Genomic DNA, 19,317 nt, shown 5'->3' with positions numbered 1-19,317 from the left:
ATGATTATCCCCGCTTTGGATTTAATCGAGGGCAGCGTGGTGCGTTTGCATCAGGGCGACTACGGACAGCAGCGTGATTACGGCAATTCGCCTTTGCCACGTTTGCAAGATTATCAGGCGCAGGGTGCCGAAGTGCTGCACCTTGTTGATTTGACCGGAGCCAAAGATCCGGCTGCGCGCCAGATTCCTCTGCTTAAACAGTTGGTTGCGGGCGTTAGCGTACCCGTGCAGGTTGGCGGCGGCATTCGTACCGAGCAAGATGTAGAGGCTTTGCTTGATGCGGGTGTTTCTCGCGTAGTGATCGGTTCAACGGCGGTCAAAAGCCCGGAATTGGTGCAGCAGTGGTTCACCCGCTTTGGTGCCGATGCGCTGGTGCTGGCGCTGGACGTGCGCATCGACGACGCCGGCAACAAGCACGTGGCGGTCAGCGGCTGGCAGGAAAATTCAGATTCCACGCTGGAACAGGTTGTTGAACAGTTTCTGCCGTTTGGCCTGAAACACGTACTGTGCACCGACATTTCCCGCGATGGTACTTTAGCGGGTTCCAATGTCGAACTTTATCGCGAAGTTTGCCAACGTTTCCCACAGGTCGCGTTTCAGGCTTCCGGCGGTATCGGCAGTCTGGATGATATTGCCGCCCTGCGCGGCAGCGGCGTAAAAGGGGTGATCGTTGGTCGTGCGCTGCTCGACGGCAAATTTAACGTATCGGAGGCAATCTCATGCTGGCAAAACGGATAATCCCCTGCCTTGACGTCAAAAACGGTCAGGTAGTCAAAGGCGTGCAGTTCCGTAACCACGAAATCATTGGTGATATCGTGCCGCTGGCCAAGCGTTACGCCGAAGAAGGCGCCGACGAGCTGGTGTTCTACGATATCACTGCCTCGTCCGATGGTCGCGTGGTCGATAAAAGTTGGATCTCTCGCGTTGCCGAAGTCATTGATATTCCATTTTGCGTGGCGGGCGGAATTAAAAGCATTGAAGACGCGGGCCGAATTTTAGAGTTCGGCGCGGACAAGATTTCCATCAACTCCCCTGCGCTGGCCGACCCGACGCTGATTAGCCGTCTTGCCGATCGCTACGGCGTACAGTGTATTGTGGTGGGTATCGATACCTGGCACGATGCCGAAACCGGCAGCTATCACGTTCATCAGTTTACCGGCGACGAAGCACGCACCAAAGTGACAACCTGGCAGACAGTTGATTGGGTTAAAGAAGTGCAACAACGCGGCGCGGGTGAAATCGTGTTGAACATGATGAATCAGGACGGCGTGCGCAACGGATACGATCTGCGACAGCTGAATCTGGTCCGCGAAGTGTGCAACGTTCCGCTAATCGCCTCGGGCGGTGCCGGAACTCGCGAGCACTTTTTAGATGCCTTTAAATTGGCGGGCGTAGACGGCGCGCTGGCGGCTTCCGTATTCCATAAACAAATTATTAATATCGGTGAGCTGAAACGCTACCTTGCCGAACAAGGCGTGGAGATCCGCTTGTGAGCATTCCAGAATTTGATGAAGTAAAAACGCTGAAAGAACCTTTGATGCTGACGGCCGAACAGCTGGCTCAGCTTGACTGGGAAAAGACCGATAACATGATGCCGGCCATTGTGCAGCATGCCGTTTCAGGCGAAGTGTTGATGATGGGGTACATGAATCAGCAGGCGCTTGATGTGACGCAAAGCAGCGGCAGGGTGACATTTTTCTCTCGCACCAAGCAGCGCCTGTGGACCAAGGGTGAAAGCTCCGGCAACTTCCTGAACGTGGTGAGTATTACACCGGACTGTGACAACGATTCGCTGCTGATTCTGGTTAATCCAATCGGCCCGACTTGCCACAAAGGCAATAATAGCTGCTTCCACCCTGCCAGCAGCGACTGGGGTTTCCTGTATCAGCTCGAGCAGTTGCTGGCTTCGCGCAAAAGCGCCAGCCCGGACAGCTCTTACACTGCTAGCCTGTACGCCAGCGGCACCAAGCGTATCGCACAAAAAGTAGGTGAAGAAGGCGTTGAAACCGCGCTGGCCGCCACGGTCAATGACCGTTTCGAACTGAAAAACGAAGCTTCGGATCTGGTCTATCACCTGCTGGTGTTGCTACAGGATCAAGATTTAGATTTCAGCACCGTGATCGAGAATCTGCGTCAAAGACATACGAAATAACGTAGTGTGGAAGTGAAAAAATGCCGAGCATTAAGCTCGGCATTCCAATTGAGTCTTCATCGAAAATGGCGAGGCATCTTCAAGCTCAACCACCGTCATCGGGTTGTTATTTTTTTATGATGTACCTTGGTCTGCCCTTGGTTTCAATATAGATCCTGCCAATATACTCCCCAAGAACGCCAATGCCGATCAGTTGAATGCCTCCGAGGAACAGTATGGAGGCCATGATCGAAGCGTAGCCTTTAACAGGGTTACCGAATGCCAAAGTGTCCAAAATTAGCCAGCCGCCATAGACAAACGAAAACGCGGCGACAAACACTCCGAGATAAGTCCACACCCGCAAAGGGAATGTAGAAAAGCTCGTAATCCCCTCGAGAGCAAGGTTCCACAACTTCCATCCATTGAATTTTGAAGTTCCAGCGACTCTCCCCGCTCGACTATATTCAATAATTTCAGTGCGCCCGCCGACCCAACTCAGAATCCCTTTCATAAAAAGATTACGCTCAGGCAACTGCTTGATATTCTCAACCAACTCACGAGAAAGTAAGCGGAAATCACCGACATTTTCTTCAATTTTAGGGTTGCTGATTTTATTGTGTAACTTATAAAACACCAGAGCAGAGTTTCTTTTAAGATGACCATCGCTGGTACGATCTGCCCTTTTTGCCAGAACCATATCGGCACCGGCTTGCCACTTTTCGATCAAACGCGGGATTACTTCAATCGGATCCTGCAAATCGACATCAATGGGGATAACTGCATCGCCCGTTGCATGTTCAAGTCCAGCCAGCAGGGCCGGTTCCTTGCCAAAATTTCTAGTCAAGTTAAGAGCTTGAACATGCTTATCAGCCAATGCCAGGGAGTTGATCATAGCCTCGGTAGCATCTTTACTGCCATCATTGATAAAAACAATCTCTACTTCATGCTCCTTCAGTTCCTCGGATTCACGTACTGCTTGATAGAAAATTTGGATCGTCGCTTCTTCGTTGAAAACAGGCACTACAAGAGAAATTTTCATTATGCTTTAGCCCTGAAGACTACAAAGTTTGAATAGAGGAAACCAATGACTAAGCTGGTGATTGTGAAACCTACCAGCGTGATGTAGGGATTAAACTGCATTTCATCCGCGATGAATCCAAAAGCCAGGGCTACACATCCCATGAATCCAACATAAATAAAATAGCGAAAAGTTGTATGCTCGGCATTGAAAGTCCATTTAGCGTTAACAAAAAAGCTAAAAGTGACTGCGATGCAAAATCCAGCAAGGTTACTCATTGCCTGTGAGGCATGCAAATAGTTGTACACAATGGCAAAAGTTAACCAATGCAACAATGTGTTAAACGCTCCCACCACACAATATTTGAATAATAGTTTTAGCATATGAAGCAATCCATCTTTAATAAAAATAAATAATTCTTAACAAGGTTGATTATTTTCACCTTGAGTAAAGAAAGCCACTTGGGAGCGAACTCCCTCTGTTGCTGATTACTCAATTTCGATTTTCTTTATGCCAAATGCTAATTTTCTGGCATCGCCATCAGAATAGACATCCGAAGCTTTAATTGCATCTGGGAATTCGAATTCAAGTAGTACACTTTCACTTGTACTGTCTGACATGGTCGGTAATACGAAAGACAAATTACTTTCCGTAGGCTGAGAGTTTGTAACATTGGCAAGTATGACGCCATTCACTTTTATAATGACACGTTGCACAGGAGTTTTAGGTGATATGAATGGGTTATATGTTATTTTTATTTTTATTTTTTGATTACCACCCTGTATAGGTAGAAGAAGGGAGGCTTTATTGCTCGCATTCCATACCCCCCAGCCTTCTTGAATTGACCAGCCGTTAGTTAATAAATTAAAACCCTTACCAAGTGATGTAAAATCAAATATCTTAGATTTTTTTATACTAGAAGGATTATAAATCTTTTCACAGGCTAAGCAATTTTTAGCATTGGGTACTAGAACATAAACCCCATCGACTTTTGCATAAACATCACCTTCACGGACGCTAATCATATCGAGCAGATTCTGATCCATCACATATATTGTGTCCGCGGGATAATTTCCATCTAACAATCCTCTCATTACATCCTGATTCATTGACTCGGATTTAAGCACATCAAATCTTGCCATGTAAACATCATTAGTTTTTTTATGTGCATTTAAAGTAATAAACGATAAATCCATCCAATCTTTAGAAGAATTATTAAAAGGCACCCACCTTATTTTGTCATACATTTTAGCATTTACTGCCCAAAAATCACTTTTTAGGTTAGGCGTCCAGCTTGATTTTTTAATATATGAAAATTGATTTTTAATTACACTCCAGCCGTTATGAGTATCATAAATTTGTAGTGCAGTACAAAGTAGCAAGATAATAACAGCATTATTTTTGCTGAAATTTCTCACTGTCAAACTAATAATAAAAATCACAAACAGATAAGTTACAGGCCAGAAGAAGCGACCGGATGCATGGAAAACCGAAGCGATTTTAAGAATAAACGATGGGAGCGGATAATGAATAACATAAGGCCCCAATGCTACTTTATTACTAAATGAAAATAATATAAAAAACACAACCGGCAATATTAAAAATAATTTATTTTTAAGTTTTCCTGAGGAAAAATAACGCGTTATATTTATCACATTCAATGATGCAAGTAAAATAAGTCCCAAACCAAGATAGTTGAAACCCTCTCTTTCACCATCAGAGAAATTATGCGTGCTAAGATAAACAGACCAACCATTTGCCAGAAATGGTGTTAAGACATTAGCGCGCCAATCTCCGAACCCTGCCCCCTCAGCACCATTGGCAACGGTAAAATACCCACTCATTATGCTAACAATAGCAATAGCGATAAAAATAGGTAATACCTTAGATAATATTATTCTCCAAAAATTTTCTTTTTTATCTGAAGATATTTTTATTATTGCACCTATCCAGAACACGCATACCATCAAGGTTAAATATAAATGCACAAGCATTGAACAACATATTAGCAGTCCCCAAAGGAAAGTTTTGTCTCTCTTTTTTTCATCTAAGGTCACTAGTATGGCTGCAAGGATGAAAAAATGAGCCATCAGATTTAAATGTCCCACTCGATTTATCCATGCAGGGATAAACATCAAGAGTAAAGTCCCTGCCAATTTTATTAATGTATTTTCCGAATACCTTGCTACTATTTTCCAGGAAAAAACAGCTTGTAGTATCGAGCAAATAAGAATCCAGATCCCAAAGTACTGAAAATCTACTGGTAACCATCTAGAAATAGATTTAAAAATAATAGCTAAAAGTGGATTTGAGTCGGTATAAACTATTGCGTTACTTACCTCCAATCCAAAATTTGGGGATAAACCAACAATTGGGAAATTCCAAGGGATTTCTCTAAAAAACTCCCACCCTAAATAACTTTGAGCCCAATCACCTCGTCCTAACCAATAAATATGGATCGGATTTAGTATCTCATTACCAAAAACAATAAAATAAAATGCTATCCCAATTAATAACGAAATAATAAAGCCAAAGCATGCATCCTTATTGGTGATTTTTTCCAACATATTACCGCCCTTGAAAACTTATAATAATAATTTATAGGTTTGTAACAAATAATACATAGATCTACCAATGGTGTCCAAAGGTAAATGTCAATAAGACAATTATCATTTAATTTAGGGAGAAAATTAGTTAAAAAAAAACCAGGCTAAAATCAGCCTGGTTTTTATACTAAGTGGAAATATCTATCCACTAAAGCCTATCAAATAAATTTATTCCAACCACTCGGTATGGAACACGCCTTCTTTATCGATGCGTTTGTAAGTATGTGCACCGAAGTAGTCACGCTGTGCCTGGATCAGGTTAGCTGGCAGGAACTCGCTGCGGTAGCTATCGTAGTAGTTGATCGCAGCAGAGAACGTTGGCGTCGGGATGCCGTTCTGAACGGCATAAGACACCACGTCACGCAGCGCTTGCTGGTATTCGTCAGCGATGTTTTTGAAGTAAGGAGCCAACAGCAGGTTAGCGATTGACGCGTTTTCTTCATAAGCATCGGTGATTTTCTGCAGGAACTGAGCACGAATGATGCAGCCCGCACGGAAGATCTTGGCGATTTCGCCGTAATGCAGATCCCAGTTGTTCTCGTCAGATGCCGCTTTCAGCTGTGAGAAGCCCTGAGCATAAGAAACGATTTTACCCAGGTACAGAGCACGACGTACTTTCTCGATGAAGTCTGCTTTCTCGCCTTCATAGGCCTTCACTTTAGGACCAGTAAGCACTTTAGAAGCGGCAACACGCTGATCTTTCAAAGAAGAAAGGTAACGAGCAAATACGGACTCGGTGATCAGAGACAGTGGCTCGCCGAGGTCCAGAGAACTCTGGCTGGTCCACTTACCGGTGCCTTTGTTGGCAGCTTCGTCAAGGATCACATCAACCAGGTATTTGCCGTCTTCGTCTTTCTTGGTGAAGATGTCTTTGGTGATGTCGATCAGGTAGCTGCTCAGCTCGCCCTTGTTCCACTCAACGAAGGTGCTAGCCAGCTCTTCATTGCTCAGGTTCAGGGACTGTTTCAGCAGAGAATAAGCTTCAGCGATCAGCTGCATGTCGCCGTATTCGATGCCGTTGTGAACCATTTTAACGTAGTGGCCAGCACCGTCAGCACCGATATAAGCTACGCAAGCGTCGCCGTCGTCAGCGCGAGCAGCGATCTGCTCAAGGATTGGTGCAACCAGTTCATACGCTTCTTTCTGACCGCCAGGCATGATTGAAGGGCCTTTCAGTGCGCCTTCTTCGCCACCGGAAACACCGGTACCGATAAAGTTGAAGCCTTGGTCAGACAGTTCTTTGTTACGACGGATGGTGTCTTTGTAGAAGGTGTTGCCGCCATCAATGAGGATGTCACCTTTATCAAGGTGTGGTGTGAGGGAGGCGATAGTTTTATCTGTCGCTTCACCTGCTTTCACCATCAGCAGAATACGGCGTGGTTTTTCCAGTGACTCAACAAACGCTTCGACGGTGTGGTGTGGAACGAGATTTTTACCCGGATTTTCAGCGATCACTTCATCAGTCTTGTCGCTTGAACGGTTAAAAATAGCAACGGAATAACCACGGCTTTCAATGTTAAGCGCCAGGTTACGACCCATTACCGCCATACCAACGACGCCGATCTGTTGTTTGGACATTAGCAACTCCTGTCAGAAATAGTTGATAGCCCGGTGAGGCTCAAACCCCTGTTCTTAGTAGGTTTATTTTCACCGCGCCATACAAATGAACCCAAGCATTGTACATCAGAATGACTGAGGGTGTACCTATCGCAGCCATAACTATCGCAACCAAATATTTTGTAGGTGCAATACAGCGTAGTACAGCCTCAATCACTATGCCGAGCACTCATTACTTTACCGGTAACACGAGAAAATTGCAGGTCAAAAAGAGCGATGAAACGATTAAACAACAATTTATTAACCTAATTAATCATCCTCTAATATCACATTCAGTAGATTCAAAACTTCCAGGAAGTACATAAAAGTCAATCACTTCACCTAAACAGGGGGCATCATGCTTTAGAAATCAACTTTTCATAAATCTTAGTATATTGCTCCACCATTTTCTCTGCGGTGAATAATTGTTCAAACCGCTCATTGGCTGCAATACCAAATTGACACGTCTGCTCGGGATTCGACCATATTCTGTCCATTGCAAGCCTCAAGGCGAGCGGGTCTTCAGGCGGTACAACCAACCCGGTGACTTCGTCAATGTTAATATAAGTCGTTCCAGTGCCAATTTCGCAAGAGATTGCAGGCTTGGAATACAGAGAAGCCTCGATAAGCGAGATACCGAAAGCCTCAGAACGCAGGTGTGACGGAAATACCAGACAGGTTGAAAGCTCAAGCAGTGCGGTTTTATCTTCATCCTGTAATGCGCCCAGGAAATGAATATTATCCACACCATATTTTTTGGCCTGGTCTTTTAATTGACTCTCGATTGGTCCGCTGCCGATAAGGACGATGGGATAATCAGAATTCTTTGCCGCTTCGATGAGCGTATGCAGCCCTTTATAATAGCGGAAAGTTCCAACAAACAGGAAAAAACCGCTTGGGAACCTCTGACGCCATTTTTCTTTTATTTCGGCAGATGCGTTATTATAAAATTTCTTATCCAAACCGTAAGGAATAACATAAACTTTATCTTTAAACTTTTGCAGCACGCTGCTGCTTTCAACATAATTAGGTGAAGCTGCAACAATACAGTCAACATCCCCTAAGAATTTATTCATTAATGGAGTATAAAGATTTAACAAAAACTTCTGTTTGACAATATCAGAGTGATAACTCACTACAGTAGGCTTATTGATCCCTGCACCATAATGCAATAAATCCATAAACGGATAGGGGAAATGGTAGTGAATAATATCTGCATCTGCAGCAAGCTTTTTAAATTCACCAAAAGCTTTGAGGGAGAATGGAGTTGAAGCCACTTCGATTTGAGTTTTAACCCGATAGCTAGAATGATTTTCAATGGATGTCGGATTAATTCCAATCTCATTACTGGTAAGAGTAAATACCGTTGAAGAAGTTCCGCGTTGAGCTCCCCCTTCAGAAAGCTGGTAAATAACCTGTTCAATGCCACCAAAAGAATCTGGGTAATAGGTTTTGTAGCAATGTAGAACTTTAATCATAAATTTCTGATACCTGAGTGTAGGCTTGAATGGTTTTTTCGGCACAGTGTTCCCATGAGAATGCTTTAGCCCGTTCAATACCTGCTGATATCATGCGTTGCTCAACATTGAAGTCTTGAATAATGAGATTAATAGATTCAGCGTAGCCCTGAACATCATAGGGTTCGTGCATTAAAGCCGCATGACCAACGACTTCAGGTAACGAACTTGCATTGGAACAAATAACAGGAATACCTGAGGCCATTGCTTCAAGCACCGGCAATCCAAACCCTTCATAAATTGATGGGAACAAAAAGCCTTTAGCAGCAGAATAGAGCAGAGGTAAATCTTCAGAGGCCGTGTAGCCGAGATATTTTAACCATCCCTCGTCGTTACCCTTCTTGAAAAGCCTGAAAAGCTCTTCGTTCTCCCAGCCTTTATAACCGCTAATCACCAAAGGAAAATTGGTTTTTGTTATCAGGTCAAGGCGATCGTAAGCCTGCAATAAAGTCAGAATATTTTTACGCGGCTCAATAGTTCCGGTATATAAAAAGAATTGTTTATAACCAAGCTGGTATTTAGATAACACCGGTTGTACTGCAGACTCCAGTCTTGGAGCGAAAAATCCACTGCTGGCCAAAGGAGCAACAACCACATTATTTAAATCGATATCAAAGTATTCAATTAATTCTTTTTTAGTATATTCAGAATCAGTAATCAATACGTTAGCTCGAGCAACAGTCTTTTTTAATTCTTTCTGCAATAAATGCACCCTGCCAGCAGGGTGAAACTCCGGCCAATGAAATACTGAAAGATCGTGAAACGTTGCTACACTCTTACCGATATTGGGTGGAATATAATAATTGGGACTGTGGAAAATATGCTCTTCCTGTTTACTTAATACATATGATTTTGCATAGGGGTAAGTAATTCTGTACACCTCCCCTACTAGACGACTTTTCTTTAATCGTCTCTTCAATCCTTGTCCTATTTCACCTATTTCACTTGCGACAGGTAATTTTTTAGTGATTGATAAGCCATTAAGGTATGACAATTCAACACACTCACTGCTTTCAAGCTGTTTTGCCAGCTCGAATGCATAGCGCCCAATACCGGTTAAAGGGAACTTTACGCAGTCAGTGGAAAGGATTATTTTCAACATTAGTTATTAAGCATCCAGAGCAAAGTCTCTTCAAGTTTAATCTTTTCAGGTAAAACTTTACACATTGACTGCAAACGATGAGTATCACCGCATAATTCTTTAATTTCATTCTTTCTGACAAATTGAGGATTTACCTGCACGTCAATTTTGTGGCCGGTAATTTTTTCACAAAGAATAATGACATCTCGTAGAGAATACATTTCACCAGAAGCAACGTTAAATGTTCCACCAAATGCCTGAGACTTTATCAGGGCATGATAAACGGCAGTAACGTAACGAACATCAGAGAAATCACGCCATACGTCGATATTACCTAACTCAATAGTCGGTGACCGTCTTTTAAAATGATCTACTATTTTAGGGATCAGGAAATTAGTCGCCTGCCCTTCACCGGTATAATTGAAAGGTCGAGTAATAATAATCGGCAGCTTGTCAGAATACATTTTCGCAACGTATTCCATAGCGATTTTGCTCACTGCATAATCATTGGCTGGATTAAGTTCTGTATCTTCGCTCAACCGCCCTTCTGCAGCATTGCCATAGACGTTAGCACTGCTGGCAATAAGCACGGCCTCTGGCTGATGAGAACATTCAACAAGTGCCTGAAGCAGGTTTCGCGTTCCACAGACATTAACATTATAAAACGCATTAATATCGGCATGGCCTACAAACGCTATTGCAGCCAGGTGCACAACAACATCAGGTTTGATTTTTTCAATGGTGGACTTAGTCGCTTCAGAATTGGTGAGATCTACCGTTTCATAATTGACTAATGATTGGGATGGCTGCGTACCAAGTCCGAAGACCTGGTATCCGGCAGCCGATAGCTCGGCTGCCATGAAATGGCCTGTAAATCCCTTAATCCCAGTGATTAAAGCTATTTTGCCATTTGTAGTCATTAGAAGGAGAAACCTTGTTTATTACGACGCAGATCTTCTTCAACCATCATCTTGCACAGCTGCTCAAGAGTGGTTTTCGGTTCCCAACCCAGAACTTCTTTAGCTTTAGCTGGGTCGCCAATCAGCAGCTCAACTTCTGCAGGGCGATAGAACTTAGGATTAACTTTAACCAGCGTTTTATTGGTCGCAGTATCGATACCCACTTCGTTTTCGTCTTTACCTTCAAAGCGCAGATCAATACCCACTGCTTTAAATGCCATTGAGACGAAGTCGCGAACGGTTTCCGTACGGTTGGTAGCCAGCACGAAAGTATCAGGCGCATCGGCTTGCAGCATACGCCACATGCCTTCAACATATTCTTTAGCGAAGCCCCAGTCGCGCTTGGCATCCATGTTACCTAATTCCAGCACGTCTAGTTTGCCAAGATGGATTTTTGCTACTGAGTCAGTAATTTTACGAGTTACAAACTCTTGACCGCGCAGTGGTGATTCATGGTTGAACAGAATGCCGCTGGAAGCAAAAATGTTGTAGCTTTCGCGATAGTTGATGGTCATCCAGTGAGCGTAAAGCTTAGCCACACCATACGGGCTGCGAGGATAGAAAGGAGTATCTTCTTTCTGAGGAATTGCCTGCACCTGACCAAACATCTCAGAAGTAGAAGCCTGATAGAAACGCACTTTCGGATTAACGATGCGAATAGCTTCCAACAGGTTTACCGCGCCAAGGCCGGTGATTTCGGCAGTGGTGATTGGCTGTTCAAATGACACACCTACAAAGCTCTGCGCTGCAAGGTTATACACCTCGGTAGCACCGGTATTTTGCAGCAAACGAATGCTGGCCGATAAATCGGTCAGGTCATATTCGGTCAAATGCAGATTAGGATTACCTTTAATTCCCAACTCTTCAATACGCCAGAAGTTTACAGAGCTGGTACGACGGTAAGTACCGTAAACGGTATAGCCTTTTTCAAGCAGAAGTTCAGCCAAATACGCGCCATCTTGTCCGGTAACACCAGTAATAATCGCTACTTTATTAGTCATCTTGAAATCCATCTAGTTTACAAATGTTATAGTTTATTGATTATCAATCAAAAGTACATTAATAAGTTGTTGTGTACTTTCAGCCCATGTTTTGGAATTAATTCCTCTGGAACTAGGCACTTCCGAGTTTTGGTCAAGTAGCAACCATTTGTTTAAAGACTCTGCAAGTTCAAAGCCGGTGTTCCCTTTAAAGTAATAGGCATGATCCCCTGCTACCTCACGAAATACAGGAATATCACGGGCTATGATTGGCAAATTATAATGCGCTGCTTCAATAAGCGGTAGACCAAAACCTTCACCCAGGCTGGCTAGAATCAGACAATCCACCGATGAATATACAGTCTCAAGATACTCATCACTGATTCCCTCGAGCCAGATCAAACGTTTACCTAATTCATTATGATCTGCCAGGCGAGATATTAATGCATCTACCATCCACCCTTTTTTACCCACAATGACTAAATTAACATCGACACCTTGTTTCCAGAGTAATTCAAATGCATCAAGAACTTGCGCATGACATTTTCTAGGCTCAATTGTGCTGACCATTAGGAACGATTGGCGACTCGAAATGTTATCAATTGTCGCATCGTGATCATCGTGTCTGCCCGAAGTAGGGACTGAACTTGCCAGATCCGCGCCGAGATGGAAAAAGCCGGTGCTGTATGAGTTGATAATAGATGGCTTGTTTTCACTGATCCATGTTCTCAACTCTGAAGCCACAGTATCCGAAATCGCAACAGCTCCATCGAATTGTGTAATGCAATTTAGCCAGTGGGTATAAGTTTCCTTGGCACCGTTAAAGAACATATTAGACATGGTGACAGGCAGAATGTCATAAACTGCAAATTTAACTTTCACCCCTTTTGCTTTCAGGCTGAGCAAATAGTCTTTTTGGTAAGCAACAACATTTGGCTGTAAATCCAACCCAAAAAATAAATCGCCACGCCAACTTTCGATAGGAGTATCGACCGCCTGATAGTGAGGAATATCAAAGAATTTAGAGGTAAACTCACGAGCATAAAAATAGCCAGGTTCAGAGCTTGTCGCATATACCGGCTCAACATTCCATCCTGCTGGCGGATTGGTAAGCAACTCATTCAAGATTGAACGCACCACCCGCTGAATACCGCTTCGGGCATCTCGCTGTACCAATTCTGAAATATCCAATAGCAGCTGTTTCTTATGAGGTAACGGCTCAAAGTTATTTGAAATAGCTGTTGCGAACTCAACATATTGATTGCTCACATCGTAACGATCGTCATTCACTACGTGATCAATTAGCTCATGATATTTGTTTGAAGGTTTAGCGTATAACTCTTCAATAGTGTTGTAATACTCTTCTGCGCAGTGTCTTGGGTTGTGATACTTATGTATCTGATAACGAGCAGACTCTTGCAGACGAGTCCTTTTTTCATGGTTTTCGTAAAGCTCTGTTAATGCCCCGACCAAATCTTCTTCAGTGAAATTATCTTCTAATTTCCACACGCTATTCTCATCAAGATCTGCCATTGACCCATTGGCATTAACAATTGTTGCAAGTCCGTAGTTCATGCAATCGAGCACGGCAGCTGACGTTTCTCCACGAGAAGAAGTGCGCAACTGAACACCAACATCAGATGCAGAAAGCCAGGATTTATAATCTTCTGCAGAAGCCCATCCGGTAATTTTAACTTTATTCTTGCAGCTAGCTTTGTTTATAACCTGCTGCAAATTATTACCATAAACACCGCTTTCATTTTGTCCTACAAATACCAGGAAACAATCTGATTTATTCGCTAACGGTGATGCGAGCCATGCTGATAACAGTCTATCATTAAGTTTCGTTTTGCCTAATAACCCAAAACTGCTAACGATAAAGCTGTCCTTTTCCATCCGCAGTTTTTTACGAATGTCTGCTTTTTTAATATCAAAGACTGGGGTCTTTAATAATGGGATCGTTGACCATGATTTGAGGGACTGATCGCCATAATAAAAAGCGGCCAGTTTCTTCGAATAATCCGAATGAGCAATAATACCTAATGCATTTTGTAGAACCGAAAGATTGCACGGATAAGCGAAAACGACATCGCCAGTATCGCTAGCTGTATATCTCTCTTTTAATCCCTTCCAACCTATCGATTTTAGCAGCTCTTGATCCCACAACCCTGGTTTCTCATGAGTGATAACATCCATATGGGCGACAATACCCGAGAGATAAAAGTCGTGTAAAACCACAACACCAGGTATGTCTTCTAATAGATCAAACATGTGGGAATGAAAATCGGAATTACCAAAGTGGTAAAGCACGCGATCGTAACTATTGGCGTGGGCCCTTAGCCATGAAATATCTTTGATGGCAAAGTTACTTTTGACGTAAGCATCACTCACTGAGTGGGGCTGATTAACAATAACATCAATATCATAATGAGTGCTCAGCTCGGTCAGCAATTCTGCACTGTAATCACTTATTCCGCTTCTTTCTGGAGGCAGTGGTGATACGAAGGCCAGACTTGGACGAGATTTACTCAATACAACGGACTTTTGAAGCTTTTTGCTTTGTAGTTCATTCAGAGCATTCCAGGCATGGGTCGCGGAAAGTTCCCACGAGAAATTTTCCGCCTGCACCAGTGCATGCTCCTCAAGTGTGGACTTGAAATGCTTATCCGTTAATACTTGAGTTATTTTTTGGGTAATATTATCAATATCAAAAGGGTTAAATAAAGCAGAGTCGAGACCAATAACTTCTGGAATACTCGATAATTCTCCGCCAATCACCGCTTTACCACATTTCATGGCTTCTAGAACCGGCAAACCAAAACCTTCATGCCAGGAAGGGAAAACAAATAATTCGCAGCTGTTGTATAGCTTAACAAGATCGTCATCAGAGACGTAATTAGTGAAAATAATACTACTTTTATTTATTTTTAAGCTTTTAATAAAGCTTGTTAATCTTTCACGTTCACTGTCTTGGATTGAGCAAACAATGGCTAATTGATATTTTGATTTTAAACTTTCATCAAGCTTGGCGTATGCCTTGATCAGTCCTTCAATATTTTTGCGGTGATCGATTCCGCCGGTATACATGATAAATGAGCCGTCGATGCCCAACTTATTACGAAGAATTTCCAGTTCAGACTCTTCAAAAGACTGTTTATGGAAAATTTCTTCGCAAGCAGTCGATATGTTAACTACCTTATCCGCAGGGAACGAAAGATATTTTTCTGCTTCTTTGCCAGATGATTCAGAAATTGATAAAAGAAGATCGGCCCTCTTCAAATTATCAATTTTATTTAAGTACCATCGAGATACAAGCTCATTATCAAGATAAATCTTCTTATGAATAAGAGGAATGAGATCGTATAAGATTACAGCAGTTGGTATAGAAGTTTTATAGTCTCCGATACTCAAAACTGCATCATCTCCCAATCCCTCAAAAAGAGAGGTCACCAGAAGAAGATCAGGTTCTAACCTGTTGATAAAATCTTCGCGAATTTTTTGGGCGGCATTTCTGCGCCCATCGTTAGAAACATCGTGGAAATTAACAGGGCTTACTGCATGCCAAACATAAATATTATCTGAAGAAATTAACCCAGAAAATTCCTTTCTAATATATTCAATGCCATCTACAAACAATCCATTGAGCACGAAAATAACTTCATGCTCCTGGTTTATTTCCAGCATTTTTTTTACAAGCCCTAAAGTATAACGTCCAATCCCTCGCCTGGAGTTAGACGCTTGTAACGCCTGCATATCAATGGCAATCCGCATCAATCATTCCTCTTATTCTTCTTATCATTTTCTTTTTTTAATAAAAATGAATAAACTTTACTAGTACGAGACGACATCTTCAAATTATGCTCTTGATAATTGCTGCTATCAGGCATGGGTGTAGTACCAGGTGTAATGACTGGGCTAATTCTTTTATATCTGTGATAAAAAGAAACAAGCTTATTATAAACACCCAATTTGTGGGCGGTAGAAATAGCAAAGTTTTTCAGCTTCGGTTTTCTTCCCACATAGTTAATACCCGTTTTAGCTGTTTTACGAACGACTCTCTTTATCAGTGTTATTGCTGAATTTTTCAAGCCGCCAGGTTGCTGGCCTGTAATCAGCCTTTTGGCAATCCTGATTGGTGAAGAAACACGCCAGGAAGTGCTTCGATGTATTTCACCAATATGGGCATGAGTATGCTGTAGCTGTATTTCGGCCTGATGCAGCTTTTCTTTAGTCAGAACTAATTCCATTTCAATAGAATCCTCAATTTTCTGGATTCGATCTTTGGTCAGTCGTTCAAAACGATCAAGTTCAACCATTTGTTTTAGCTGTTCTAAATGGTGCAACCTTTCATTTTTTTCTGCATCTGCAATAGGGTTGTTCAGTTCCATCTGCTCGAGCTGCTCAAGCTGTTCATAGCGCTCAATCTGAAATTGTTGTTGATACTGTTCAAGCTGTTGAATTTGAAGCTGCTGCTGTTCGCTAACCTGCTGAAGCTGTTGATATTGCTCCAGCTGATGCGTCTGCTGTGCCTTGAATGAGTGCTGAACTTGTTCAAAATGCTCTAACTTGGCCAATAAAGCGACTTTTTCCAAATCTTCTTGTTCAGTAGCTTGAGTCAGTAGCTGTAAATCTGCTGCCTGTTGTGAATGCTCTAACAGCTGCAGTTCAGATTTAACAACTTGGCTTTCGTTATAAATATATTTTGCGTAGTCAATGCTGGACTGTAAGCCTTCTTCGATGGCGTTCATCCATACGCTGGTCATTGAACTAGCTTCTAATTGACCGTAGCTGAGGTCGTGATTAGAAATACAGTCGTAGATTTTCTTGAAAGACCATTCTTCAGCGGGAACATCCCACAAAGCGCGCAGATAAAGATTATAGGGGCTCGGAAGATTGAAAGTACTGATTGAAACATTACGTAACGGATTAACGTCGTTTTGAATTTTACTAACAACTTCAGACAGTAATATCAAAAATGAAAGATAGATATTGTACGGCCAGAGACAGTCTTTTTTCTCATTGGTTATAGAACCGTAATCAATGATTCTGGCTACGTCATTTTCCTGAAGCAGGATATTCCACGTTCTGATATCGTCATGATAAAGCTGATTTTCCTCAAGAACAATCAGCTGCTCAAGAATAGATAATAATACCTTTTCAGAGTTATAAGAATGATCATTATTAATCGCGTCCAGCAAAAGATCGCCAGGAAGCAATTCCATAACTAACCATGATTCATTTTGAGTATGACCATGAGTAATTAACTTTGGCGTATTAAAACCTTGTGGAGGTGAAGATAAAAACTCAATTTCTCTCTTTAACTCTTTAGAATTTCTGTCTTTAAGTTCAGTGCTTGTATCAAAAAGCTTAACAACATAGTCATCACTGAAAAAATATTTGCGAGTGCCTTTGTGTACGTTATCTGCGAAAGCATGAGGTTCTGATTTCGAAGAGCTAAAACGCTCTAACTTATCTCCAAATATCCAGTAATAATTACTGGCAACATACAGTGGCCTTTCAATTTCAGAAAGATGTGTTGGATATAAGCCAAGTTCATGTACGAAGGCACATTTGGAAATTAGATCTTTAGTCTTATCAGGAAGAGATGCAGCCCAATACAGAGGTTCGCTATTAATAGCCAACTCAAATATCATTACAGCGACTTTCTCGGCCATGTGGCCGATCCATTCTTTGACCGTTTCTAGACCATTCTGGTGAACAATATGATGGAATACACTTAATCCGGTAACGAGATCATATTCATCGTTTTCCAGTTGTGTAATAACTTCTTCGATTCTTCCCTGGGAGAATTTAACGTTTAAATGAGAATTCTCTTCTGCAAGCGCATTACACAGATTGATATTTGCTTCCAGGAAATCGATACCCAATACTGTGGCTCCTCTCTCGGCCAAGCTTAGGCAGAAGAATCCTTGGGCACAACCTAAATCTAGAACGCGTAGTGGCCTACCAAGCTTATCTTCAAGAGCGGAATAAACAATATTGATCTCAGTGAGTCGATCAAAGCATTCTCTTGAAACGACTTGCGATAAATCAGGATGTCCATATATCGTCTGATAAACTTCAGGTAACAAGTCAACCAGTTCTTTAATTTTGTTTTTCATATTACTCCCAGCATTCACTACTTTATAACTTCAAATTTAGATTTAAAATCAACTATTCCCCAGAACTCCATGGTTCGAGAAATATTTAAAATTACAGAATCGTATCTTCTATCTAGCGGTTCAACATCTGCCGGAGGTTTTCCAGACGAGATGCCGAAAGAAACCAGATAATTGCCTACGTTTAAATTTACTGGGAACGAAAATTTGAATACTTTAATCTCACCAGCACTTACAGAAATGCTTTCGCGCCCCTCAGATGCCAGGAATGCGTTTGTTCCATAAAGGAACAACCCTTCTAGACTTTTGATGAGAAATCCAGGTACTACACTTTCATAATCCTTTTCGAACAGAACTTTCATATAGAAATCTGTCGAAGCCTTGCTTTCAATTATGGAAGGATAACTGACGCCCTCAGATTTAACTTCAAAATCAATGATTTTGGCGCCACCCTGACCCCATCTATGCTCTTCTTTACGATATCCAGGGCGTGTTGCGTATACGTCTTCACTTTCAGTATTGATGATGTCTGCAAGTGAGCCTTTGTCATTCGAGACATCTTCAGCTTCTACTTTGGACCTTTTCTTACCGAATAATTCATCCAGGTAGCGGTTAGTCACATCGCGGGAAGAGCCAATACTTTCAATATTGCCATCTTTCAGGAAAATAGCGTGGTTACAGTGCTTGACGATATCACTCGCACTGTGTGATACCAGCAATAATGTCGTACCCGCTTTCCTGAAATTCGAAATACGTTCAAAACACTTAGCCTGAAATTTAACATCACCAACCGACAATGCTTCATCGACAATCAAAATATCAGGGCGCGAAGCTGTAGCAACGGCAAAAGCTAGCCTCATTTGCATGCCACTTGAATAAACTCTCACAGGCTGATCAATATAATCACCGATCTCTGCAAAGTCTTCAATTTCACGAACTAATTGTTCAATATCATGCCTTTTATGCCCCATCAGAAGGCCTGACATGAAGACATTTTGTCTACCGGTAAAGTCAGGGTGGAACCCCATACCAAGTTCTAATAAAGCAGCTACTTTACCGTTGATATGAATCTCACCGGTGGTAGGAATAGTCGTACCTGTCAATAATTTGAGTAAGGTACTTTTTCCTGCTCCATTAACGCCCACGATACCAATCGAGTCACCAGCTTCTATTTCAAAGGAAATGTCTTTTAATACCCATTTCTTTTTATGCAAGCTTGCTTTTCCTGGGATTAATTTTTCGGCAATACGTCCCCATTTAGAAGAGTACTGCTTGTAAGCTTTACCAACGTTCTTAACCGATATACTTAT

Annotated in this window: 14 protein-coding genes; 3 read left to right on the top strand and 11 right to left on the bottom strand. The window is 42.1% G+C overall.

Translation table 11 applies throughout. The features are described 5' to 3' along the window. Genes hisA through hisIE form a run of 3 tightly spaced genes read left to right on the top strand, consistent with a single transcriptional unit; the run spans position 1 to position 2,152 of the window. On the top strand, positions 1-738 hold the full coding sequence (gene hisA / locus AB3G37_RS10335; RefSeq protein WP_369790615.1) for a 1-(5-phosphoribosyl)-5-[(5-phosphoribosylamino)methylideneamino]imidazole-4-carboxamide isomerase: 738 nt from the start codon (positions 1-3) through the stop codon (positions 736-738). Then, on the top strand, positions 720-1,493 hold the full coding sequence (gene hisF / locus AB3G37_RS10330) for an imidazole glycerol phosphate synthase subunit HisF (RefSeq protein ID WP_009636337.1): 774 nt from the start codon (positions 720-722) through the stop codon (positions 1,491-1,493). Before hisA ends, hisF begins: the two co-directional genes overlap by 19 nt. Before the next feature lie 44 nt (positions 1,494-1,537). After that, entirely contained in the window at positions 1,538-2,152 is a 615-nt protein-coding gene (gene hisIE / locus AB3G37_RS10325; protein ID WP_369790933.1) for a bifunctional phosphoribosyl-AMP cyclohydrolase/phosphoribosyl-ATP diphosphatase HisIE, read from the top strand. A 106-nt stretch (positions 2,153-2,258) separates the two neighbouring features. Here the strand turns inward: hisIE and AB3G37_RS10320 are convergent, their stop codons facing one another. From AB3G37_RS10320 to AB3G37_RS10270, 11 genes are all read right to left on the bottom strand, one after another. Beyond that, positions 2,259-3,170 (bottom strand): glycosyltransferase family 2 protein, encoded by a 912-nt coding sequence (locus AB3G37_RS10320; RefSeq protein WP_369790614.1) that lies wholly within the window; start codon positions 3,168-3,170, stop codon positions 2,259-2,261. Then, the gene (locus tag AB3G37_RS10315; RefSeq protein ID WP_369790613.1) at positions 3,170-3,532 is read right to left on the bottom strand and encodes a GtrA family protein; all 363 of its coding nucleotides are present in this window, start codon (positions 3,530-3,532) and stop codon (positions 3,170-3,172) included. Before AB3G37_RS10315 ends, AB3G37_RS10320 begins: the two co-directional genes overlap by 1 nt. A gap of 105 nt (positions 3,533-3,637) precedes the next feature. After that, positions 3,638-5,716 (bottom strand): DUF6311 domain-containing protein, encoded by a 2,079-nt coding sequence (locus AB3G37_RS10310; RefSeq protein ID WP_369790612.1) that lies wholly within the window; start codon positions 5,714-5,716, stop codon positions 3,638-3,640. A gap of 207 nt (positions 5,717-5,923) precedes the next feature. Next, positions 5,924-7,333, bottom strand: coding sequence for an NADP-dependent phosphogluconate dehydrogenase (gene gndA / locus AB3G37_RS10305; protein ID WP_369790611.1), 1,410 nt, complete (start codon positions 7,331-7,333; stop codon positions 5,924-5,926). Between the two features lie 374 nt (positions 7,334-7,707). Next, positions 7,708-8,829, bottom strand: a complete 1,122-nt coding sequence (locus AB3G37_RS10300) for a glycosyltransferase family 4 protein (RefSeq protein ID WP_369790610.1) — start codon at positions 8,827-8,829, stop codon at positions 7,708-7,710. Continuing rightward, positions 8,822-9,970 (bottom strand): glycosyltransferase family 4 protein, encoded by a 1,149-nt coding sequence (locus AB3G37_RS10295; RefSeq protein WP_369790609.1) that lies wholly within the window; start codon positions 9,968-9,970, stop codon positions 8,822-8,824. Before AB3G37_RS10295 ends, AB3G37_RS10300 begins: the two co-directional genes overlap by 8 nt. Then, complete coding sequence (locus AB3G37_RS10290; protein ID WP_369790608.1) at positions 9,970-10,869, bottom strand: GDP-mannose 4,6-dehydratase; 900 nt, start codon at positions 10,867-10,869, stop codon at positions 9,970-9,972. Before AB3G37_RS10290 ends, AB3G37_RS10295 begins: the two co-directional genes overlap by 1 nt. Next, positions 10,869-11,909 carry a GDP-mannose 4,6-dehydratase gene (gmd, locus tag AB3G37_RS10285; RefSeq protein WP_369790607.1) on the bottom strand — a complete coding sequence of 347 codons (1,041 nt, stop codon included), beginning with the start codon at positions 11,907-11,909 and terminating at the stop codon, positions 10,869-10,871. Before gmd ends, AB3G37_RS10290 begins: the two co-directional genes overlap by 1 nt. A gap of 33 nt (positions 11,910-11,942) precedes the next feature. Further along, positions 11,943-15,659 (bottom strand): glycosyltransferase, encoded by a 3,717-nt coding sequence (locus AB3G37_RS10280; RefSeq protein WP_369790606.1) that lies wholly within the window; start codon positions 15,657-15,659, stop codon positions 11,943-11,945. Further along, positions 15,659-18,010: a methyltransferase domain-containing protein gene (locus tag AB3G37_RS10275; protein WP_369790605.1), complete on the bottom strand. Its 2,352-nt coding sequence runs from the start codon at positions 18,008-18,010 to the stop codon at positions 15,659-15,661. Before AB3G37_RS10275 ends, AB3G37_RS10280 begins: the two co-directional genes overlap by 1 nt. Before the next feature lie 17 nt (positions 18,011-18,027). Beyond that, entirely contained in the window at positions 18,028-19,317 is a 1,290-nt protein-coding gene (locus AB3G37_RS10270; protein WP_369790932.1) for an ABC transporter ATP-binding protein, read from the bottom strand.

The organism is Rouxiella sp. WC2420 (genome assembly GCF_041200025.1).
Lineage (GTDB): Bacteria > Pseudomonadota > Gammaproteobacteria > Enterobacterales > Enterobacteriaceae > Rouxiella.
The sequence above is the reverse complement of the archived record's forward strand: the minus strand, read 5'-3'. Positions and strand labels throughout refer to the sequence as shown.